Here is a 22,204-nt window from a genome sequence, read left to right on the forward strand (position 1 = left end):
GATTAATTTTTATGTCAGCTGATGCCACTAGAGTTTAGATTGTGGTTTCTCCTTTGTCTTTTGTCTTGTATCATTTGTCCTTTATTAATGACTAATGATTAGTTGACTAAAGAGTTGTTGCACCTGCTCCCAAGCATCCGCAGCAGCTTTAGGATTATAACTGCCACGATGGTCACAGAAAAATCCGTGGTCAGCTCCATCGTAGCGAAACACACGATGAGGAATTTTATATTTTTCTAACTCTGCTTCAATTTGGTCTACTTGTTCGGCTGGAATACTTGCATCTTCGTTACCAAACAAGGCATAGATAGTACCTGTAATGTCTCTGGTGCGGCTGAGTGTAGCAGCGCCACCTCCTGGTGTGCGGGTGGTAATTCCAGCACCGTAGAAGGAAGCCGTAGCTTTGACATCTGGTAAGGTGGCTGCAAGATAGGCGACATGACCGCCAAAACAAAAGCCAATACAGCCAAAGCCTTCTTTTTGAACTTTGGGCAGGGTTTTTAGGTAGTCAATTGCTAGTTGAATATCGCTCAATAATTCTGATGCTTGAGTTTGTTGCCAAGCGTATTTTCTGCCAACTTCAATATCTTCTGCGGTGTAACCGGTTTCAAAGCCAGGGGCAATACGTTCAAAAAGAGCAGGGGCAATGGCTACATAGCCAAGTTTGGCAATTCGTTCTGTAACTTCCCGAATGTGAACGTTAACACCGAAAATCTCTTGCAATACCACGATTCCTGGATAAGAACCAGATTGTTTTGGTTCTGCCAGATAAGCAGATACTTGAATATTATCTTGCAAAAGTTTAACCGTTGTGGTAATTATTGCTTGCTCTGTCATAATAATTTTTACCAGTATTATGTGATTAACGGTGTATTTCTTTGATATAACTATGCCAGTATGTCCAGGTTTTTTTCAATAAAATTCTCAATTACCAGAGTGAGCGCATTCAAAATTTGTACCAGAAAAATTTCAGATGTAAATCAAATATTTGATATTTAAATGCAGCCAATGGCCAAAGGAGTGCTGACTTGAAAGTGCCAGCACCCAATCCTCGGCATTCAGTATTCAGGAGGTTTGGTGATGATTCAATTCCGCATTCAGCCAGACAGCGAAATTCCCGCATCAACGCAGTTGTTTAATCAAATCCGGTTTGCCATTGCTTCCCGGCAATATCCACCAGGTTACAAATTGCCAAGTACGCGGGCGCTGGCAATGCAAACTGGGTTACACCGTAACACCATCAGCAAAGTTTACCGTCAACTCGAAGAAGACGGATTTGTGGAAAGTCTGGCTGGTTCGGGAATTTATGTGCGTGCCCAAGGTCATGAAGGCGGTAGCAGGCTACAATCACCAATTCTCAAACAACATCCCAATGCATATCAAATTGTCCAGCAAGCACTTGATGAACTACTTTCACAAGGATGTTCCCTAAGTCAAGCTAGAGAGTTATTTTTAGCAGAAATTGACTGGCGTTTGCGTTGTAGCGCGCGGGTATTAGTTGCAGTTCCATCTCATGATATCGGTGCTGGTGAGTTGATGGTGTATGAATTGGAGCGATCGCTCAAAATACCAGTACAGTTGGTAGCAATGGAAGAATTAGCCGCCGTGCTAGATAAAACTACTTCTGCAACGGTGGTCACAAGTCGCTATTTTATCAACGATGTGGAAGCGATCGCAGCTCCTAAAGCTGTACGAGTGATTCCTCTAGATATCTACGACTACACCAAAGAACTCAATTTCTTGAAAACCCTACCAAAAGAAAACTGTGTAGGCATCGTTAGCCTCAGTTCTGGAATTGCCCGCGCTGCTGAAGTCATCCTCCACGGTTTACGGGGAGATGAACTATTAGTGATGACTTCCCAACCAAAAGATGCTTATAAACTTCAAGCAATGGTGAAGCGGGCTGAGGTGATTATCAGCGACTTAGCCAGTTTTCCCTTCGTGCAAGCAGCAGTGCAAGCAGCCGATGAAGATATTATTCGCCCGCCAAAGCTAATTAAGGTTGAAAATTATATCGGCGCTAACTCGATTAACTTGCTCAAACGAGAACTAGGTTTGAGTTAATCTCAGGGGACTAGTACTCTGGCAACCGAAAATTGCTGGGTTTGGACTGGGAAAAGGGTAAAGGGGAAGAGGGAAAAAATCAAAACCTTTTCCCTTTACCCCTTACCCTTTACCCCCCAAAGATGACTTGCCAGAGTACTAGGGCAGAGGATGGGAAGAAGGGGAAAGAAGAATTACTTTCTCCCTCATCACCCCACCTCCCTATCTCCCCACTCCCCACCCCAGCCTAAATTACTATTTACTTATGAAAGATTTTGGAAGTAAGCTTCTAAAGCTTCGGTGACTAACTGAGTCATTGGCTTACCTTGGCTTTCAGATACATCCTTCAACTTGCCGTAAATATCAGCTTTCAGATTTACTCGGTGGCGTGATTTGTTTGCGCCATTAATTGCGCCTGGTTCGTAGGTGGCGCTAAATTCACGGATGGCATCGAAACCAACGCGATGGCAAAAATCACCAAAGCTTTCTTTTGATTTCTTTGATTTTTTAAAGTAAACAAAAATTGGCTCTAAAAAGCTTTCCAAGTCGTTATGGTGCAGCTTATCGATGTAAGGTTGTGCCAGTCGTGTTTGATTTGGCGAACCCCCTAACCACAATTGATAACTTTCTGGGGCGCTACCCACAAAGCCCAATTCCGCCATATAGGGACGAGCGCAGCCGTTGGGACAGCCCGTCATTCTTACCATAAAATGTTCTTTTGGTAAACCTAATTTATTCAACAGAGTGCGAATTCGCTCCAAAATTCCTGGTATTGCCCGTTCTGATTCGGTAATTGCCAAGCCGCAGGTAGGCAAAGCAGGGCAAGCCATTGAATAGCGTTCTAAAGGTTCGATTTGACTGGGATCGGAAACCACACCGTGACGGCTGAGAATTTCGTCGATGGTTTCTTTGTTATCTGGTTCGATATCGTAAAAAATCAGGTTATGGTGAGGTGTCAAGCGGATAGATAAGTTAAATTGCTCGACAATTTCCCGCAAAGCAGTTTTCAGTTGCAGAGAGCCTTCATCTTTAATGCGACCATTGTCAATGGAAATACCTAAGAATAGCTTGCCATCGCCTTGTTCGTTCCAGCCGAGGAAGTCGTGATATTTGAACTCTGGCAATGATTTGAAGGGTGTGAGTGCTTTGCCAAAGTATTCTTCAACTTGGGCGCGGAATTTATCTACACCCCAATCGTTGATTAAATATTTTAATCTGGCGTGACGGCGGTCAGTGCGATCGCCATAATCTCTTTGGGTGGCGACAATTGCTTTTACTATGTCATAAACATCTGCTTTGGCTACATAGCAAATTGGATCTGCAACCCTAGCAAAAGTTTCTTCTTTGTTGTGCGTTCTGCCCAAGCCACCGCCGGCAAAGACATTAAATCCTTCTAATTCTCCCTTTTTATTGGTAATTACCACCAAAGTCAAATCTTGAGAATACAAATCAACCGAATTATCTCCTGGTACTGTGACGCAAGCTTTAAACTTACGGGGCATGTAGTGGGTGCCGTAAATCGGTTCTTGATTATCATGAATAATTGTGCCATTGCCATTGCGCGATCGCGCTGCGGTCACCTCTGGATTTTCTTCGCCGCTAATTACCTTTTCGCCATCTAACCAAATTTCGTAATAAGCGCCTGTTTGTGGTGAAAGTAAATCAGCAATATTCTGGGCATATTCCCAAGCATACTGGTACTCTGGGCGCTTTTTAAATGGAGCTGGTGGTGCCATCACATTGCGGTTGATGTCTCCACAGGCACCCAAAGTAGAACCTAAATTGTTGACAATGGTAGCAATTGCTGTTTTGAGATTCTTTTTTAAGATTCCGTGCAGTTGGAAACCTTGGCGGGTGGTGGCTCGTAATGTGTGGTTACCATATTCATCAGCCAGCTTATCTAAAGCCAGATAAAGCTGCGGTGGTACCAAACCACCAGGATTTTTCGTCCGCAGCATAAACTGGTAATCTTTCTCCTGTCCCTTAGCGCGGTTGTCCCGGTTATCCTGTTGATAAGAGCCGTGAAACTTCAACAGCTGCACAGCATTTTCACTAAAATGAGTAGTATCTTCCAGAATCTCAGTTGCTACAGGTTCGCGTAAAAAATTACTATTTTCCTTAATTACTTCTACTTTAGAAGGCTTACGGCTAGCGACGGGGGAAGGAGCAGATTTAACCATGAGAGTTGTATAGTATTCTCAATAAAGCATTCGTTGACGCCGAATTACAAGATATTCAGTATCTTTTCGGCTAAATTGATCCCCGGTAATCCGGCCGGAATAATGAGGAATATTTTGATTTTAACACGGCAAAAGTCGGCTTTATCAGCGATCTAACACTTAACAAAACCTACTCTTGAGAGTGCAAAGTGCTGAGTAAAGTATAGAGTGATTGAATACTCTTTAGTTCAGCTTGATGATTAAAATTAATCAATTCAACGAAAAAAGAGTTTTTCTAGATAACTATAACAGTTTTGACTTAGCTGAAGTCAGCAAAATTAAGTAGGGTAGCACAGTTAGCTGTGCTACCCTACTTTCAACATATATCTTCAATTAGGTAATAAGTTGTTGCACATTTAAAAAAGCATATGTTCTTGTGTTGGCTGTTGACCGTTGACGGTTAACTGTTAAAAGTTAGCTTTATTTAGATGTGTTTTAGCTTACCGATGAAGTTTTTTGAGTCAATTAAAAATTGGAACTTTAGTGGCATCTTTTATTTGAAGCTGTAGCCAATACCAGCATTGATACTAACAGCAGGAGTATCGCTATTTTGATAAGCACTAATTCCTACTTTGGCGTTAGTATATACGAGGAAATTGTTAGCAACTTCTGACTCTACACCAGCACCAACTACTACTGCATCTTTGTTACCTATAGGAGTTGCTGAACCATCTTTTTCTACAAAAGAATAACCGCCAGTTAAATAGGCATTAGTTCTATTAGCAATGGGTACATCCACAGAAACTTCTGGAATAATGGCAGTAGTTTGATCGCTCCAAAGAACATTTCCACGTGCAGAAAATGGGGTATTTCCTAATTTTAAGCGACCTGTGACATTACCACCAAATGTGGCATCATCGTTGGTTCCTTGTCCGCCACTGGTAACCCCAGCTGCAATACCAGCACCAACATAACTAGCGTCTGTACCCTTTTTAGTTTCCGCAGAAGCTTGACCAGGTGATAGAAGAACAGGAGCAACTATTAAAGAAGATAATGCAGAAATTGTCAGAATAGACTTGAGCAAGCTTTTCATAATTGTGACCAAATTTTGTATTTTTTACTGTTATATTCCCAGTCGAAAGCTTAGTAAAAATGTTCCAGATAATTCTGGAATTTTCTTAAGTAGATGTGGCGATAGATGCAATAGAGTTAAACGTAATTCAATTAATGGTTGCAAACAAAATGTTATAATTACACTTGATTTTTTAGAAATTCCGAATTTTCTCTATAAAAAACAGACGCTTTTAAAAGTGTCATAGTTATGGGAACTAAAAATTAGCCGCTATCTAGTAGAAAAATAGCCAGTTAACTGACTTTTTTGATAGTTTTACATAGGGTGAAAAAGTAGCCTGTAGCATCTGTGGCAACAAGCTATAAAGTAAATCTATAAAGTGAATTTTTAGCAATTGTTGGAGAGTGAATAATGCTAACCGCTGCAAAAACGTTGTCTGGTTTGATGGGTTTATGTGTCGGTGATGCATTGGGTGTGCCAGTGGAGTTTACTAGCCGTGCGGAACGAATCAAATCTCCAGTGACAACTATGTTGGGTTATGGCACATGGAATCAACCGCCAGGAACTTGGTCAGATGACAGTTCTTTGAGCTTTTGCTTGGCAGAAAGTCTTTGTCGGGGGTATTCGCTGGAGGCCATAGCTAATTCCTTCTGGCGTTGGTACAAGGAAGCTTACTGGACTCCTCGTGGTGATGTCTTTGATATTGGTCAAACGACTCATACAGCACTGATGCGTTTGAAGCAGGGAGTTGTACCGCATCAGGCGGGTGGCAAAGTGGAAAATAGCAATGGCAATGGTTCCTTGATGAGAATTTTGCCGATGGCTTATTGTCACAGAAATTTAACTTTAAGCGAATTGATAGCGCGGGTGCATGATGTTTCAGCGATTACCCATGCTCATGCGCGATCGCAAATGGCCTGTGGCATCTACATTAGTATTGCAGTATCCCTGCTCGAAGGTGCCGACCTCCAAACAGCTTATCTCCAAGGATTACAAGATATCCAACCAATTTATTCTGCCCGACAATTTTTATTAGAAAAGCCCCATTTTGGCAGAATTTTCACTGGTGAGATTGCCAAATTACCAGTAGAAGAAATTAATTCTGGTGGCTACGTCATTGACACCTTAGAGTCATCCCTGTGGTGTTTGTTAAATAGCTCATCTTATTCGGAAGCGGTACTCAAAGCTGTTAACTTAGGTGGAGATACAGATACCACCGCCGCCGTCACTGGTGGACTAGCGGGAATTTACTACGGCGTGGAAAATATTCCCCGACAATGGATGAACCAAATTGCCCGAAAGCAAGACATTATCTACTTGGCAGAACGTTTTGCCAGGGCTGTTTATAGTTGAAGGGCATGGGGCATGGGGCATAGAGCATTGGAAGGGGGACAAGGTAGCAATCTTTCTCTCCGAAGTTCTGAGCGGAGGTTTCCTCCGCTCAGACTTCTCTCCTTGTCTCCCCCCTCTCTCTCATCCCTCATCTACTCCATACCCCATGCCCAATGCCCATTAAACCATAGACAAAGAGTAGACTTGACCATCAATTAACAATCGGGTGATTCCCTTGGCTTGGAGATGAGTACGAGTCTTATGCAGCATTTTACTATCGGGGACTTTAATCACGCGATCGCGTTTGGTGGAGAAACGCTTGGCTACGCGATGATTATCAAACACCGGTAAAGTTCTTTGCTGGGTTTCCAGGTTGGGAATTTGCCCCAAGTCGCCAAAGTCTTTGAGGGGTCGCGTAATTAATTCCGAGGAACGGTCAATCACTAAATAGCAAGTTTTGGGCAAATGTGCTGCTGATAGTGGCAAAACTTGAACTGATGCTTCACCTGGTCTGCGTCTTGTAACTAGAGGTCTTAACTCATCAAAGTCATCTTCCTCGAAGTCTTCTTCCTCCTCAAAGTCATCATCTTCTAAATCCTCATCTTCTAAATCATCCAAGTCTTCTGACTCGTCTAGCAATTCTTCTCCCAGCATTTGTGCTATGGCGTTTACCTCTGGACGTTCATCCTTGAGTATGGGGCTGGGGATATTCCCGATGTCCAGAGGTTTGGGTTGTGGAGTTTCTGATTTCTCCGTGACTCGTAGCTTGGGTTTTTCTGTCGCTGAGGTGCGTCGTCTTACCCTTCTACTAGCAGCAGTTGAATCGTCAGTTTCTTCTAAGTCTGGTTCTTGCTCCACTACACTACGTAGTTGTGGTGGTTCGACTTCTACCACTTTGGGCTGGCTATCGCTAGCTGGAACTTCGATTTCTGGCTGTAGTTGACTCATCAGCAGTGGTAACTGCTCATAGTTTACCTGTGCCCTACCCTCAGGAGTCCTGGCAGCCCGCTTTAAAGAAACTAAGTATTCATACTCATCCTCTGGCAAAGTGCTTTTGAGCAAACGACTAATGGTCGAGTTACTTACGTCGTAGCGTTCTGCCAAAGTTGAGGTTGTTTCGGCACTTTCTCGATATAACTTGAGAATTTCTTGTTTGTCAGAGTCTGTTAGTTTTCTCACGGTAGATACCAAAAATCTTTGCTAAGCTCGTTTTCGTGTGCTGGTACGCCGCGTTCGTCTTAGTGATGCATCATATTCCAGGGCAGCGCCCATACCAAATAACACTCCACTAAATACCCAAAACACTTCTAGTATTTCTCCACTTTGATAGTTGGGCCCTTGTGCGTATTTAAACCACATATCTGCAATGTAGAGCGAAAAGGCGGCGGCGGCAATCATTCGCCAAGACTGGGAAACCCTTCCTCCCCAAAATGCTAACAGCAGAGTGGTAGCAATAATCAACAGAACTACGTCGCTAACTACGTAAAACCAATTCAAAATAGCAACCAACAGTTCTGAGGATGTTTCCTGTTGTCTAGAAATCCACCATGCTAACAAACTACCGAATACAGCAATTGCTAACACAATTAGCCACTGCCATTTTTCCAGATTGATTCGCCTGGAAGCCACAGCTAAAATCATGCCTGTGCCAAGTAATAGATAACTCAATACAAAAAATATATCGCCTAAAGACGCATCCGGTTCTTCTTTTAAAACTATTTCGGTATACCCGAAAATTATCCCTCCAATGAAATAGGAAAGCATACCTAAGCCTATAGAAAGCCAAACATTCCGACCACTGACGATTTGCGGACTAAGCCAGTTTCTCAAGCATAAGATACCAGCGCCCAAATAAGCTAAGGCTTCAAAAATATTTGTGCCAATCACATACCACTCGGCTCGGCTTTCTATGCCATCTGCTCCGGGAATTTTGGCACTAAACAACAAAAAGTATAACAGTGCCAGCACGCCCCAACCAATATTAGCCAAAACAATGTTCTGAGTGGTGAAAATGGATTTGGAAACCAAGGAATTGTTGTAAGAGTTATTCATAGGGCTTGACTATTGTAGATGCACTCTGGCAGTATTTTGAGTTAAAGGATTGTATAGCTAGGAGTGTGTCTGCCAAACAAAGCATAATCGGACACCAAAAGCAAGTTCCGACAGTAGGAACTTTTGCAAAAAATTTCCAGACTACTGCCATAGTTTACCTAGTGGTGATTGATTTAGCCAAGAGAGGAATAGCGATCGCTCGGCTTCTGGCATATCTTCTAACTTATAAATCACTTGTTTGGTAAAGTTGGCATTACCAAAATAGGATTTCCCTAATCGATGTAGTTCTTGTAAAAAGATAACTACATGAGTTTCTTGCCAAGGAGGCAGTTTAGGCGCAGCCAAGGGATCGATAGATACCAAAGATTTAACTGTTTCTGGAGGAGATGTTTGGGGAAATTGCTTTTGCTGAAATAACTCCGCAATATCCTTCTCCAATAGTGCAGCTTGCCTAGCACCCAAAAACTCTTCAATATCGATATAAACACCTTGCAACAATAAAATACTGGCTTGGATCAAAATCCCCGTTTTTCCATGACTACCACCTGTGTCATTACCCAACTGTTCCAAACGGATTTTTCCCCAAACGCTAAAGCGTTCCGGTTCTTCCAGTAAGACACAGGCTTTACCCCGGTTATCCGTTAATTCTCTCCATAAGGCTCTAGCTTCTTCTTCTTGACTAGCTTTGAAGACACTAATCAAGCGAAAAGTTTGCCCTTGATAATCTAGGATCGGCACCTGCTGATCCTTTTTTGGGTGCTGAATGCTTGATATTTCAACATCCTGCCGTTTGAGAATAAACATGGCACGCTACAATAACTCCTCACAGGGGCATTCTTAATATGGAATATATAATGGCATCTGACAGCTTCGCCAAGGCTGAAATTACCTAGCGTGCTGCAAAAATGAAGGAAACTGCTCGTTTCATTAGATATTTCATTAGACTAAACTGCCTAGAAGGACTGGGTCTGGGGTAAGCAACCCCTTGACAAGACAATATATCTAACCAATACGCCATCTGCTTCGTTTTTAATGTAGATTGATAACTAGCGACTTGGATCTTAGCCTTGCTAGTGATAAATCTGCAATTTTTGATTGCTTCTAAGTCGGTGAAAGCGATATAATGTTCTAGATGACTCTTTTGGGAGCCAGCAAATTATTTTGGGCGCGTAGCTCAGTGGATAGAGCAATTGCCTTCTAAGCAATCGGTCGCAGGTTCGAGTCCTGCCGCGCTCGTTTGAATTTAAGCTCATAGAATTCGCAGCTACACAAGCAAAGTCCGCCTGCTTTGTCCTAAGGTCAAATTAAGGTTTTGAAACCCACGTAGGTGGGTAAAGTCTAGTGTAGACGCGGTTTCTAACCGCCCGTTTCGCTCTAGCGATCGCATTTGATTTCGTTCAAATTTGCGGTGTCCAGATTCCGGGTTTGTTAAAAGATGCAGCGATCAATAGTAGAGACGTTGCATTGCAACGTCTCTACATTTGTTTTTATTGCGAAAAATGCTGGAGTGTGCGGTGTGACCGCTGATTCGTCAACAGTATCCTTATAGAAGTCGGGGATCTGATACCAATTCACTAAAATAATGAGACAGATGCAAACCCACCAAAGCCTTACTAATTAGGACTTTATTAATTTTGAATTTTGAATTTTGAATTGGTATGAGGTAGGGATGTGAGTATAGCTGTGTGGATAGTGGTAAGTACGTCTCGATAGCCAGCAATTTCTCGTTCGGAGCGATCGCGTCGCGGGGCGTAGTTTTTCAGCTACCAGTTCCTTGATGCGTTCCAAGGGCGCTGTAATGCCTTCTATACGGATGGTGAATCACTTTTTGACGTTTTTCTGCTTGAGAATCGCTTCACGTTCCAAATTGATAACTTCAGGCGATAAATTAAATAATCTTTCCAAGCTGATTTTACCTTCAGTATGTAAAACTTCTAACCAATTTGATGCTGAGTCTAAAATTTGCTTGCCAATTCTTATTTGAAAGCTAAACTTATCTTGAGCTACATCAAAAATCAAAAAAAGCGATATCTTTTGCCAAATTGTTTGAGTTGAAGCTACTACCTTCAATGAAGTAACAATTTTTCCTTGTTCTGGTACATGAAGTGCTAAATCTGAAGCCTGAATATTTTTTTGGATTTCCTCAAGGGATAAAGATGAAATATCAATTGTATTATCTAGAATTATAAAGTCTTCTAAGTCAGGCAAATTTATTGATGTTTGATTTAAGGATTCAAATTGAAAGGTTAGCTTGTTATTCAAAGGGTCGTTAATAGCATTAAGCTGTACGGGATATGGAGGCTGTGGTACAGATCCTTTTTCATAAAATGAACGTCCTTCTGGAGTAACTGTTAGTGGTGATGTTGCTGACAGAGTTTGTAATGACCGAAGATTTGCTGTAGTACTGCGGATAAATACAGAATCAAGCCCAAGTACAGAGGCTAATTCTTCTTCGGTTGGTGGAGGTTGAAATTCAATTGCGGCGCGAATAATAAATTCTTCAAGTACGTTAAATTGGCGGGGTTCTTTGATGCTTACTTCTACAGGAATTTGGTGCAAGCTATAGCGAAATTGACGTGCTGCTAAAACTGATAAATTAGTGTTTTGTGCTTCAATTTCCTTGACCAAATTTTTCAAATTATCATCAATTGGTTTATCAGAAGAAGCAAGAGACATCAAGAAAACCTCTATGTACTTAATGAATGAATCAGCTTTTTATACTCACCAAAAAATTTTTACCATCGGGATTGCTAATGTAGGAATTACACACCACAGAACATTTAAAATTTTGGTGGACAAACTCAGGCTACATCATCAAAGGGAAGCTTAGGTATTTGATTGTAAACTTCTGAATTTTCTTCAAGAGCTTGGCGTATATCGTATTGCGTTTGTAAATTCAACCAAAACTGAGCGCTATTACCAAAATAGCGAGATAAACGTAAGGCTGTATCTGCTGTAATACTAAGATTTCCAGATAAAATATCATCAATTCGTGTCTGAGCTACACCTATATCTTTACTTAATCGATAAGAGGTGATATTTAATGGCTCTAAAAATTCTAGTTGTAGGATTTCTCCAGGATGGATATTTGGCATACGTTCATTGTTCATAATTATTTTTATATATCAGTGATAATCTACTATTTCAACTTCCGAAGCATTGTTTTCATCCGTCCAAACAAAGCAAATTCGCCATTGGTCGTTAATACGAATACTGTACTGCCCTTTGCTCTCGCCAACCAACTTTTCTAAACGATTACCAGGTGGAACGCGCAAATCGTTAATTGATGTCGCAGCATCAATGATAAGCAGTTTTCGTAAAGCAGTTTTTTGGATATTAGGCGGATACTGAGAAGATGTAAAGCCGTCAAAAATAATCTTTGTCTCTTCAGATTTAAAACTAACAATCACAATACTATTTTAGCTATAGTGCCTGCTGAAAAGTTTTGATGGCATCAACATGATTCACCATATTAATGCAGCGTAATAATAAATCAATATCGATTCCTTTGACTTCTTCACTAATAGAAACCTTTTCATAATGAAGCGCGTTACCCTCTTGACGCAGGTGATAAACTTCTAAAACTCCATCTTCCCAAAACCACACTTCGGGAATTTTGAGACGCTTGTATGCCTCCAGTTTGTTGATACCGCCACTGTTAAAGACCACTTCTATCGCTAAATCGGGACGCACTCGACCAGGGGCAAGTTTATATGATTCATCGGCTTCTCGTTTAACAGCTGCTGCTTCACTTTCCAAGGTCATTGAGCCAGTTGGAGTAAAGTCAAACCCTGCCATAAGCAGGTAAAGTTCTAACAATGCGCTGAGTCTTTCCTTAACAATTTGATGTGGTTCTCCAGGCATTCTTCGGATCTCCAAAACACCATCCAGGAAAGACAGGCGATATCCTGGGCGGTCTAATAATTGCTCTACGGCTTTGAATTCTCTCCAAGTCAGTCCCTCAAATAGAAGGGGTGATTCTTTTGTGAATGTGGGGATGGCTGTTGTAGTCATAAAAGTCTCCAGTCTGTTTCTAAATGAGAAATAATCAGCTTTGGAGGTCAGTTTGTTAATTCTAAATTTTTTGTTGCATCTTCGGAGAAATAAATCTTTTTTTGTTTCTCCATACCTTATGTAGTTGCTGTCAAAATTATGCTTTCAACAAGCCTTGGCGACGATTAGCCCACCAAGCAAATGCAGCACCAGTGACAAACATTAGCAGACCATAAATTGCGCCAGGAATGGCCATTGTGGGAGTATTTAGCAATGTAGGCGTAGAAGCGATCGCGATCGCTAGAGTCCCATTTTGAATTCCTACTTCTATTGTAATTGCTGTAACACGTTTTTCTCCTAATCGGGCTAAGGTTGCGATCGCAAAACCTAAAGCCATTGCAACCACATTCAAAACCAGAGTTGCCCAGCCAACATCTATTACATAAGAAACAAAATTATTCCGTTCTCGCAGCAGCACTCCAGTAATTACCACCGCTAGGAAAAATAAAGACAGCCACTTCACCGGTTTATCTGCCTTATCTGCTAGTCCGGGTGCATACCGCTTGGCTATCATCCCAATTACTACAGGTAGAAGTGTAATCACCGCAATCTGCAAAACAGGTTGAGTCGATGGGGGATATTATTCCCCGCACCTCTCAGTTAAATCTGGGCGTGCGACTTTCACCGCACCCAGCTTCCGATGTCCTTAGCTTGCGCTTTTGCTCATGTGTTTGTAATCGTGGCAACTCTCATGAATTGCTTCCAGATTACTTTTCTTCCARTTGGCGTGATTTTTATCGATGTGATGCAGATTTACCCGTTCTTCATCGATAAATTTTAAACCGCAGGAAGCACATTTATGGTTTTGCTTTTTAAGGGCTTTAGAGGTTTCACCGTCATAGAGTTTACTGTTACGTTCGCTCCAGTAGACAGTATCTCCGTCATAGGGGGATTTTATTCCTTTAACCATGACGTGTTTTCCTTCGGAGTAGGAAACTGTTGGGAATGCCTTTTTAATTAGCTCCTTGCTAGTGTGGCGTGTAAGCTTTGTTTCCTTGTTAAATACCGTGTAGGCTCTGCGGTTTATGTACCAAAGCGAGTGCTTTGACCCGTCCATCTTGCAGAACTTGTGGTAATTTCTCCAGCCTCTAACTATCGGGGCTAATTTCTCAGCCTTTGTGGTAGCACCATAATTCGAGTTGTTGACAATGTGTTTTACTTTCTTACGAAATGCTTTGAAGTTATCCACTGAGGGAGTACTTTTGAGTTTTCCGTTTTTCTGGACTTTGAAGTGCCAGCCGAGGAAATCAAACCCATCTGTCGCGGCGGTAACTTTGGTTTTCTTTTGGCTTACATTCATTCCGCGTTTGCGGAGAAACTCGCTGATTCTTTCAAGTATCTCTGTCGCATCGTCTTCAGGTCGCAGTATAATAACCATGTCATCCGCGTATCGGACTGATGGTTCGATGATAGAACTGGATGAGGTTTTAGTGGTGATTCTATACCCTCTAATTTCGTGGTATCTGTGTATACTCTCAATCCCGTTAAGTGCGATGTTGGCTAGTAATGGGCTGACCACTCCCCCTTGAGGTGTTCCCTGTTCGGGGAATTCTGGGTTAACTCCTGACTTAAGGCATCGGAAGATACCGAGTTTTAAACTTTTAGGGGCGATGAGTTCGTCCATTATTGCTGAGTGGTTAATCCTGTCGAAGCACTTTTCGATGTCGAGTTCGATAACTCGTTTTTCTATTCCATTGGCTTTGGAGCGAAGGTTGTTAAAGATGTACATTTGTGCATCGTGGGCAGAGCGCCCAGTTCTAAACCCGTAGCTCCGTGCGTGGAAGGTGGCTTCATGTGCTGGTTCAAGTGCATATTTTGCGAGGCATTGCCAAGCTCTGTCCGCGATGGTTGGTATTTTAAGCATTCTGGTTGTCCCGTCCTTTTTGGGGATGGGGATTTCCCGTAGTCCTTGATGCTTCCAATTTCCACTATTCATTCTCAGTAATTCTTCAAGGTTGAAGCGTTCTTCAAATGAGAGGGATTTCTTACCATCAATACCAGCCGTCTTTTTACCAGCATTTAGCTGAGATACTTGTCTTATTGCAAGAAATCGAGCCGAGGTAGATTTTAGAATAAGCTTTTGGAGTAACCGAGCTTTCCGCTTGTCTCCAACTTGAACAGCTTTGTACACGCGCTTTTGAAGGCGGAAAAGATTTCGGCGGAATTTCTTCCACGGTAAGGCTTTCCAAGATTCACTAGTATGTCTACTGTGTCTAATCATTTTCTCTTCTTTAGTTTGTGTATTCTGAACACCTCAGACCAATTACGGTCTGTCCTACCCGAATTGTGGGGATTCCTCCTCTCGTCTGGGCTACTTGGGGTTCGACTGTCCCTAGACCCACAACTCGTTTTTATTCGTTCCCTCGGAGAGATTGATTGTTCCGTTAGATGTAGCCATTTCAACTACTGGATTCCCTGGACTCTTGCCGTTGTTAAGTACATACTCGGCGGGAATTATCTCCAGTGAGGTCAGGGGTTTTTTGTTACGCCTTGCCTTTTCATAAGTTGCTTTTCTAGGCTCTGTTTCATCATAGGAACTCCCTATTAGCGCCAGTGTCGATCCGTAACGATCGTCTGGTTGCGCCCTGTTCCCAGCTTCACCCTGTAGAAACCGAGTCTACTCAGTGTGGGCAGATGAGGAGTCAATTCTGAGTCTGAATGGTAGGGCTTTCACCTACATCTGACCGAGAGTTCAGCCTTTTGGTGACAGTAATCTGCTGTCAGGCTGGATTAGTTATTTACGGATTGGTTGCCGTGATTCACTAATCAACGAATCGCACGTACTATAAAAAGGTGTTTTTGAAATAGCCCTTTTTGGAATTGTTGATAGGAACTAATCAAGTTGATTCCGAGAAAAATTTTATGAGAGAATAAGTAGCGGGTGCGTCGAAAAATCGGTTAGCGATGAAATTTACTAAACTTAATTATTGTCAATATCTACTTAGTAGTCAAATCAACTATACCATGACTAATTTAGCAGAGCATTTAGAAAATATTAGTCATGATAAAATTAATTATTATCTCAAAAATGAAAAATTAACTCCTCGTTTACTTTGGGATAATGTGAAAGATCTAATTATCGCTGATGAAGATGCTTATATTATATTTGATGATACAGTTTTAGATAAAAGATTTTCGGAATCAATTGAAATAGTGCGAAGGCAGTATAGTGGAAATGAACATGGCATCATCAAAGGGATTGGAATTGTAAGTTGCATATACGTTAATCCTAAAACTCTCAATTTCTGGGTCATAGATTATCGGATTTTCGCTCCAGACAATGATGGGTTAACTAAGGTAGACCATGTAAAAAATATGCTGGGAGGGCTTGTATATCAAAAGCTTCTGCCTTTTGATACAGTTTTAATGGATACTTGGTATGCAGTTAATAATTTAATGCTTTATATTGATAGTCTAGATAAAATTTATTATTGTCCTTTAAAGACTAATCGTTTAGTAGATGATAGTTTTGGTAAAGAAAAATACAAGAGTATTCAAACTTTGTTATGGAGTGAGGAAGATTTAGAATGTGGTAAAATCATAAAAATTAAAGGCTTTCCTGCTGAGAAAAAAGTGAAACTTTTCCGGGTTACTGTCTCTACCGATAGAACGGATTATGTCGCAACCAACGATTTATCTCAAAGTTCTACGGAGATTGCACAAAAGGTGTGTAAAATCCGTTGGAAAATAGAGGAGTTTCATAGAGAAATAAAGCAGTTAACTGGCATTGAATCATGTCAATGTCGGAAAGCCCGTATTCAAAGAAATCATATTGCTTGCGCTATGCTGGTTTGGCTGAGACTCAAAAATTTAGCTTATAAAAGTCACCAAACTATTTTAGGACTTACGCATTGACAGAAAGTTGATACTATACAGTCAAGCTCAACTTCTGTGTTAGGTGTTCTAAAATAAAGTCACGAGCTACTTGAAGAGATAAATTCCTTTGGATTTCATACCAATTTTCAATTAACTCTTCGGAGCGCATTAGTTCTAGTTGTGTAAAAGCTCGAATTGCACTAAAAAAATGAGTAACTGAGTAATAGTAACCAATCAATTCTGTTATTTTTGGGTCACTATGAGGCTTATCAATTACCGTATCGTCCCCGCTTAAAATACCTCCTATTAAATTAATATTTGGCTTTATTTCTTCAAACAAATCTTTGGGTTCATACTGCTCACGCAGCAAAAATCTGTTGACACTATCATCAGACAAATCTTCCATTATTTCTGCCAACCTTGTGCAGCCTGGATATTTTGATTCTGCCAACAAGAACAGAGTGTAAGTGTCGAGGTTACATTTTGCGGTGGATGGCTTGCTAATAGCTCTGATTGTCTCAACCCTAAATACGCTCTGCACGTCAATTATCCGTCTTTCCAGCCCCAGAGTGATTAGCGATCGCCTGTTTATGCCTGATTTTACTTACTACATTGTTTGTCTAATTTGTCAATGTGTAACTCTAAGGCTTTGGCAGTTGATTAAAAAATCGCTGAAAAATGAACTCTTTTCTTCTCTACAAAATTTACGCGAGCGCATTCAAGAAATATTTGGCCAACTTACATTTGAACAAGTAATTTCTGTTTCTTCTTACAACTTCATATTGGAAGCGTTATTCTATGCAGTTTCATATTAAATTGGTATAAGAGCTTATTAGCGATCGCTCTCTAGGTGGGATCATCTCACAAAATCGCGTTGCTCCCCTCCCAAACAGCTAAACTGATAATTATTCAAAGCGATCGGCTACTGCGGATAAAAGCAGAGCAGAAGCAAATTTTTGGTGGTATAAATGCTTAAAAAGATACTTATGAAAAATTACTACAAGACAAAGCTCGCACTTTTTAGTCTGGGAGTTTTTTTGCTACTTTTTGCTGTTAGTAAACCAGCAATAGCGCAAAATTATCAAATCGATCATATTCGTGGTAACGTTTACCGTTTTACAGCGGGAAACTATCGTTCCGTGTTTATGGAGACTGATGAAGGAATAGTTGTTAGCGATCCTATAAGTAAACAAGCGGCTACATGGCTGAAGCAGGAATTAGCCAAGCGTTTCGATAAACCTATTCGCTTTGTCATTTATAGTCACAATCATCCTGACCATGTTTACGGTGGAGAAGTTTTCGATGAACAAGGCGTTCAGTTCGTCTCTCATCGGCTCGCTCGTGAAGATTTAGTAAACACTAAAGCAAAGACTCAGATTCCCAATCTTGTTTTTGAAGATGAAATGGTGCTTTATATCGGTAAAAGTCTTGTGCGCTTGCGCTATCACGGCAGAAACAATGGACGTGGCTCAATTTCTATGCTGTTTGAACCTGCTGGTGTTTTGCATGTGGTCGATTGGATTGTTCTAGGACGAATGCCTTATAAGGATCTTCAGGGTTACGATATTCAAGGAATGATTGATTCGACTAAACAAGTGCTAGATATGGATTTCGACGTATTTGTAGGCGGTCATGCCTCGACAGGTCAAAAAAAAGATATCAAGCGATACCTTAATTATCTGGAGACACTTTATAACTCTGTCCGAGATGGCATACTTGTAGGCAAAGACCTCGCCACACTTCAGCAAGAAATTCGGCTCGACGACTATCGCGATTTGCCTATGTATTCCGAGTGGCTACCTCTTAACATTAAAGGAGTTTATCGTACATTAGTAGACGAATCTTATCTGCTCATGCGTCCCGACGTGCCGCGACGCAGCAATAAAAAAAATTGATAGAAAAAATATTAATTTTCATGCTGCCTGAGCAAAAGATCTAGTGAAACCAATAGGGAGTTGGGCTAAAGATTGAGCGATGTCAAGGACAAGCCGCTGCGCGTCTACGCATCAACATCGATTTCGCACTCACGTCATTGATTTGTTGTGCCGTAACCACTCTAGCAGGCATCAATCTTCAGCAGATTGCTTGCTGCTCCAGAAAAGTTGAAGTGCTGACTCATCAAATATATAAGCTGACTCACTATCCCGAATCACTCGTTTACCAAGCCGAGGAAAAACGCCAATATCTAAGCGTCCTGCTTCTCCACCTATCAGGTATACAAGGTCTTCATTGAATGGGTTCCGAAGATGATGGGGTTGTTGAGGTAACCCAAATCCCATAAAGTCTCCTGGCTCAACTTCGTATTCCAGATCTCCAATTTCCGCAATACCTCGACCTGACAAGATGTAAACCCATTCTTCTTCATTCTGGTGAGCGTGATAAATGAAAGATTCCTTGCCCGGAGGTACACGAGCAATTGTCACACCAATACGTTTAAGACCGACAGTACGCCCAAGAAACCGTAAATAAATTTCTGAATTAGGATTGAGCGGATGATGGAACTCAAACGCATCCATTGAATTGATGTGTGATGCTTTGAGCAAAGAGTTTTGTTCATCTGTCACGTTAATGTCCTCCGAAGCTGGGCAAAAACAATCAGTTCTAAAAATACCTTTCAGGTTTCCCGCAAGGCATTTTTTAGCGTATTGCTAGAGTATAAAGGTTCTGATAGTCCAAACTACCTTGTCAGCTAAAAGCTTATACATGGATCATTTTGTTAGTTTTTACCAAAATTTTTGTAGGCTGTTATTTTGGCAAAGGAATTGTTCATTTGTTCCCATTATTTGGTTATTTTACGTCAATCCCAACTCTTTCATCGCTTTCCACAAATTAGGTCGTCGCTTGTGTTGGACTTTCCATTGGGACAACAAGCTCTGATAATTCTCCGGTGCTAACTCGTTCAAGGCAGACATCCATTGTGCATTTTTCGTATAATCTGAGCTTTTGGATGCTTCTGGTAATGGTCTAGTCCAAACAAGGGCGATCGCTTTTTGTTCGTGATAGTATGCCAGCAGATAATCCTTGCCATGTCTAGTAATAGTTCTTCAGTTGTCTTACGACAAGCCGCTAAGAGCGTCTACGCTCTGCTCCTGCTGGGTTATTCAGGTACTTCAGCAGCAGTTACTGTGACAGTCTCAAACTCATCGCTTATTAACATGATGCGGCTGCCCTGATGTTATGAGCATCTGAGAAATTAATTAATAATTTCTCCTTTGTTGTTGGCCAACTTTTCACGCCATTTTTGAAGTTCTTCAGGTGTTTGTCTCACCCAATCTTTTACTTCGCCAACGATTTTTAATGGTGCGAGTGAGCGATATGAGCGTGTCGGATTGCCCGGAAATTTTTTGTCTGTAACATTCGGGTCATTTTCAAACCCCCCTGTCGGTTCAACGATATAAACACGTTCACGTCCATCGCCTTTTGCTAATGCAGCAGCTAGTCCCGCTCCACTAACAAGGGCTGTAAAATAAATGTGATTCATTTTGAGTTCAGATTTATAATTAGAATTATTCCCTGCTGTCAGCAAATCGCTAAGTTGCAAATCTGCTTTCGTCCCATGATAAAAAGGGCCTTTGTCAGAAGGTTTATCCTTAAACGAAGTTGCTAATTCATAATTCTTTTTTGCCTTGTCAGGGTCGCTTAAGTCCTCGTAGCATTTGGCAATGTTTGAATATAGAGAAGGTATTGCACTCTTAACAGTGTCGTTATTTATTTTTAATGCAAACTGCAAAGCCGTTTCGAGCCATTTTAATTTGCCGGAAACACTTTTTTGATGTCGGGCTACATAATGAGCTGAAATAAATTTTTCAAAGTCGTATGTCGCTTCGTTCCAAGCTTGAAGGAATAGTTTACTTGCTTGTTGAGGTTTGCCTTTTTCTTCCATGCCCATACCTTGAATACAAAGTTTAACAACATTGTTGTTTGGGTTGAATTCCATAATTATTTTGTCTCCTAATTATCGTGATATCTATTTAGTTGCCTGTCTCTAGGCCGTTAAAGTCTATAGCAACTCTTGATCTGTGAACTAGACCAAGGTGCTTCGGTTAAAAAGCGGAAAGACACTTTAGTAGACTCTAGACTGTTGACGATACATAACATCTGAACGTAAAACATACTTTCGCCCTTGAACAACGGCAACACCTTCATGCACAAGTTCATGAACAAAACATAAAGCCATACCCGTGACTGGAACCACACTAACATTAGATAATTCTTCATAGTACCGAGGCGAAAGATGAAAACGAGTTTCACCACCTTCAAAACCTTCATTTAGGTAAATCATGAAAGTTAACAGACTTTCCTCACCATTCGGTCGCCGATAAGAACCGTCATGATGTATTGCAAATCTCTGTCCTGGATCGTAGCGATAAAAACGAAAACGCTCATTTAATCCTACTGCTTGCCATCTGCCAATGGTCTTAGGAATATAATCTGACACACGCTGCCATAAGTCAAAAGCCCGTTGGCGATCGTCGATGATAACGCGCTGATTATTGCGGATATCGGGACGCATTTGGAAACCTCGAATAGTACTGATGGGCGCATCTGTATAACCAATACTTTCAGTCAAATTAATATACTCAGCACACTCTTGTGGTAAAAGAATATTGTCTAAAGTAAAAATTTCGTTGTTAAGCAAATTTTTCTTGATCATGGTTACAGCAGTTTGTAAACCAGTTTTTTTAACTGTTTGGGGTCAACCAAATCGAGTGCAATGCAATGAGAATTTGAAACAAGCAGAATAATCTTACTATTGAATGAACGTTAATTTAAATAAAACTTCAGTAGTAAGTTGTGCCGTCTCAGGTATTAACCCCCAACACCCGCAAAATCTCCCTAACCCCCGCTTTCTCTCGCTCCATCTGCTGAACACGCTTGAGTAAACGCTTGGGGATATACTTTGATGACTTGAGCAGGCGATCGCCCTCGCTCTAAAACATTAGTGTGATAATACGCCTGCTGATAATTCTTGCCGTTCTTGGTTATTGTGCGCCGTTTAGAGTTCTGATAATGGAATACTAGACCTGGGGCTAGACTCTACTAAAAGCGTATCTTTAAAGTAGGATTCATCACAACGGTTTATATAGTCTTTTAAGCTAGGAGCAGCCCTAAACCATTCTCCACTCAACCTTAAATGTCTAAATTTAGTATGAAGATATGTCTCAACTTCCTGAGCTTTTTTGAGGTTTTCCATTGGGACAACCTTTAAAATTTCCAAAGGAACAGGACTACTAGTTTGCAGAGATTGTAATCGCTTTTCAACATTAGAAGCTCTACCAATTTTAATAGCATAGCTATCTGAATTTAAAATGAAATAAATAAAAGCATTACAGGGTTTAATACTGCCGTTGAGTAAAATAGTCTTCTTTCCAGATTTTAGTATAATATTTAACTATTTTATTTATTCGTCTTCGTATTCTTTCTCTAACACACTCAGCAACTTGGGAGCAACGCGATTTCGTGAGGTCGGAGAAAAACAAGCGATCGCTAAAAATTTGCTTCAGTACGCTATAAATATTTATAACATTACAAACAGTACTAATACTGGTAAAATTTTATTTTTATTCTCAATATAAATATGAATCGTTTTTTGGGACAAAAAAAGGTAGGATTCCCAATTAGTAAAGGTTTTGATATCTGACATCAAAACGGGGAGTGCCTACGCTGAATGAAAAAT

Annotated in this window: 21 protein-coding genes, 1 tRNA gene and 1 pseudogene; 6 read left to right on the forward strand and 17 right to left on the reverse strand. The window is 41.0% G+C overall.

The genetic code is table 11. The features are described 5' to 3' along the window. Positions 1–84 precede the first annotated feature (84 nt). Positions 85–837, reverse strand: a complete 753-nt coding sequence (locus tag VF06_RS10275; RefSeq protein ID WP_099072184.1) for a dienelactone hydrolase family protein — start codon at positions 835–837, stop codon at positions 85–87. A gap of 243 nt (positions 838–1,080) precedes the next feature. Between VF06_RS10275 and VF06_RS10280 the strand changes: the two genes are divergently transcribed. Then, positions 1,081–2,064: a GntR family transcriptional regulator gene (locus tag VF06_RS10280; RefSeq protein ID WP_099072183.1), complete on the forward strand. Its 984-nt coding sequence runs from the start codon at positions 1,081–1,083 to the stop codon at positions 2,062–2,064. A gap of 242 nt (positions 2,065–2,306) precedes the next feature. On the opposite strand, the gene sir is transcribed toward VF06_RS10280, so the two are convergent. Both sir and VF06_RS10290 read right to left on the reverse strand, forming a co-directional pair. Then, positions 2,307–4,223 (reverse strand): sulfite reductase, ferredoxin dependent, encoded by a 1,917-nt coding sequence (gene sir / locus VF06_RS10285; protein WP_099072182.1) that lies wholly within the window; start codon positions 4,221–4,223, stop codon positions 2,307–2,309. Between the two features lie 532 nt (positions 4,224–4,755). Then, complete coding sequence (locus tag VF06_RS10290) at positions 4,756–5,295, reverse strand: putative outer membrane beta-barrel protein (protein WP_099072181.1); 540 nt, start codon at positions 5,293–5,295, stop codon at positions 4,756–4,758. Between the two features lie 390 nt (positions 5,296–5,685). Here VF06_RS10290 and VF06_RS10295 point away from each other — a divergent pair, with 390 nt between their 5' ends. After that, positions 5,686–6,627, forward strand: coding sequence for an ADP-ribosylglycohydrolase family protein (locus tag VF06_RS10295; protein ID WP_099072180.1), 942 nt, complete (start codon positions 5,686–5,688; stop codon positions 6,625–6,627). A 159-nt stretch (positions 6,628–6,786) separates the two neighbouring features. Here VF06_RS10295 and VF06_RS40570 read toward each other — a convergent pair whose 3' ends face one another. The 3 genes from VF06_RS40570 to VF06_RS10310 form a co-directional block, all read right to left on the reverse strand. Further along, complete coding sequence (locus VF06_RS40570; protein ID WP_180267520.1) at positions 6,787–7,785, reverse strand: helix-turn-helix domain-containing protein; 999 nt, start codon at positions 7,783–7,785, stop codon at positions 6,787–6,789. A gap of 21 nt (positions 7,786–7,806) precedes the next feature. Then, positions 7,807–8,658, reverse strand: a complete 852-nt coding sequence (locus VF06_RS10305; protein ID WP_099072179.1) for a hypothetical protein — start codon at positions 8,656–8,658, stop codon at positions 7,807–7,809. Between the two features lie 141 nt (positions 8,659–8,799). Continuing rightward, on the reverse strand, positions 8,800–9,462 hold the full coding sequence (locus VF06_RS10310) for an Npun_F0813 family protein (protein ID WP_099072178.1): 663 nt from the start codon (positions 9,460–9,462) through the stop codon (positions 8,800–8,802). 359 nt (positions 9,463–9,821) lie between these two features. Between VF06_RS10310 and VF06_RS10315 the strand changes: the two genes are divergently transcribed. Continuing rightward, positions 9,822–9,894: transfer RNA gene (locus VF06_RS10315), tRNA-Arg, on the forward strand. Between the two features lie 585 nt (positions 9,895–10,479). Here VF06_RS10315 and VF06_RS10320 read toward each other — a convergent pair. From VF06_RS10320 to VF06_RS10345, 6 genes are all read right to left on the reverse strand, one after another. Beyond that, positions 10,480–11,334: a hypothetical protein gene (locus tag VF06_RS10320; RefSeq protein WP_180267521.1), complete on the reverse strand. Its 855-nt coding sequence runs from the start codon at positions 11,332–11,334 to the stop codon at positions 10,480–10,482. 125 nt (positions 11,335–11,459) lie between these two features. Beyond that, the gene (locus VF06_RS10325; RefSeq protein WP_099072177.1) at positions 11,460–11,768 is read right to left on the reverse strand and encodes a HigA family addiction module antitoxin; all 309 of its coding nucleotides are present in this window, start codon (positions 11,766–11,768) and stop codon (positions 11,460–11,462) included. Between the two features lie 15 nt (positions 11,769–11,783). Further along, on the reverse strand, positions 11,784–12,068 hold the full coding sequence (locus tag VF06_RS10330; RefSeq protein WP_099072176.1) for a type II toxin-antitoxin system RelE/ParE family toxin: 285 nt from the start codon (positions 12,066–12,068) through the stop codon (positions 11,784–11,786). Between the two features lie 13 nt (positions 12,069–12,081). Further along, the gene (locus VF06_RS10335; protein ID WP_099072175.1) at positions 12,082–12,672 is read right to left on the reverse strand and encodes a Uma2 family endonuclease; all 591 of its coding nucleotides are present in this window, start codon (positions 12,670–12,672) and stop codon (positions 12,082–12,084) included. Positions 12,673–12,808: 136 nt separating this feature from the next. Continuing rightward, positions 12,809–13,255 (reverse strand): bile acid:sodium symporter family protein, encoded by a 447-nt coding sequence (locus VF06_RS10340; protein WP_244917967.1) that lies wholly within the window; start codon positions 13,253–13,255, stop codon positions 12,809–12,811. A gap of 102 nt (positions 13,256–13,357) precedes the next feature. Further along, entirely contained in the window at positions 13,358–14,932 is a 1,575-nt protein-coding gene (locus VF06_RS10345) for a group II intron reverse transcriptase/maturase (protein ID WP_099072174.1), read from the reverse strand. Between the two features lie 683 nt (positions 14,933–15,615). On the opposite strand from VF06_RS10345, the pseudogene VF06_RS10350 reads away from it, so the two are divergent. Continuing rightward, positions 15,616–16,557: pseudogene (locus tag VF06_RS10350) on the forward strand (IS701 family transposase); the annotation flags it as partial. A 22-nt stretch (positions 16,558–16,579) separates the two neighbouring features. Here VF06_RS10350 and VF06_RS43615 read toward each other — a convergent pair. After that, positions 16,580–17,041 carry a hypothetical protein gene (locus VF06_RS43615; RefSeq protein ID WP_423752228.1) on the reverse strand — a complete coding sequence of 154 codons (462 nt, stop codon included), beginning with the start codon at positions 17,039–17,041 and terminating at the stop codon, positions 16,580–16,582. On the opposite strand from VF06_RS43615, the gene VF06_RS39080 reads away from it, so the two are divergent. Together VF06_RS39080 and VF06_RS10365 are read left to right on the forward strand one after the other, a co-directional pair. After that, positions 16,995–17,342 carry a hypothetical protein gene (locus tag VF06_RS39080; protein ID WP_143861892.1) on the forward strand — a complete coding sequence of 116 codons (348 nt, stop codon included), beginning with the start codon at positions 16,995–16,997 and terminating at the stop codon, positions 17,340–17,342. The two genes, VF06_RS43615 and VF06_RS39080, sit on opposite strands and share 47 nt — an antisense overlap. 171 nt (positions 17,343–17,513) lie before the next feature. Further along, positions 17,514–18,422 carry an MBL fold metallo-hydrolase gene (locus VF06_RS10365; protein ID WP_099072839.1) on the forward strand — a complete coding sequence of 303 codons (909 nt, stop codon included), beginning with the start codon at positions 17,514–17,516 and terminating at the stop codon, positions 18,420–18,422. A 171-nt stretch (positions 18,423–18,593) separates the two neighbouring features. On the opposite strand, the gene VF06_RS10370 is transcribed toward VF06_RS10365, so the two are convergent. The 4 genes from VF06_RS10370 to VF06_RS43495 all read right to left on the reverse strand — a co-directional run bounded on the left by VF06_RS10370 (position 18,594) and on the right by VF06_RS43495 (position 21,913). Beyond that, positions 18,594–19,091 carry a cupin domain-containing protein gene (locus tag VF06_RS10370; protein WP_099072835.1) on the reverse strand — a complete coding sequence of 166 codons (498 nt, stop codon included), beginning with the start codon at positions 19,089–19,091 and terminating at the stop codon, positions 18,594–18,596. A 629-nt stretch (positions 19,092–19,720) separates the two neighbouring features. Continuing rightward, positions 19,721–20,191 carry an NAD(+)--rifampin ADP-ribosyltransferase gene (gene arr / locus VF06_RS43365; protein ID WP_371411495.1) on the reverse strand — a complete coding sequence of 157 codons (471 nt, stop codon included), beginning with the start codon at positions 20,189–20,191 and terminating at the stop codon, positions 19,721–19,723. 399 nt (positions 20,192–20,590) lie between these two features. Continuing rightward, complete coding sequence (locus VF06_RS10380; protein WP_218963865.1) at positions 20,591–21,166, reverse strand: prolyl hydroxylase family protein; 576 nt, start codon at positions 21,164–21,166, stop codon at positions 20,591–20,593. A gap of 357 nt (positions 21,167–21,523) precedes the next feature. Beyond that, positions 21,524–21,913, reverse strand: coding sequence for a GIY-YIG nuclease family protein (locus tag VF06_RS43495; RefSeq protein ID WP_099072838.1), 390 nt, complete (start codon positions 21,911–21,913; stop codon positions 21,524–21,526). Positions 21,914–22,204 lie beyond the last annotated feature (291 nt).

Origin of the sequence: Nostoc linckia z4 (assembly GCF_002608075.1) — a bacterium.
GTDB classification, from domain to species: Bacteria; Cyanobacteriota; Cyanobacteriia; order Cyanobacteriales; family Nostocaceae; genus Nostoc; species Nostoc linckia.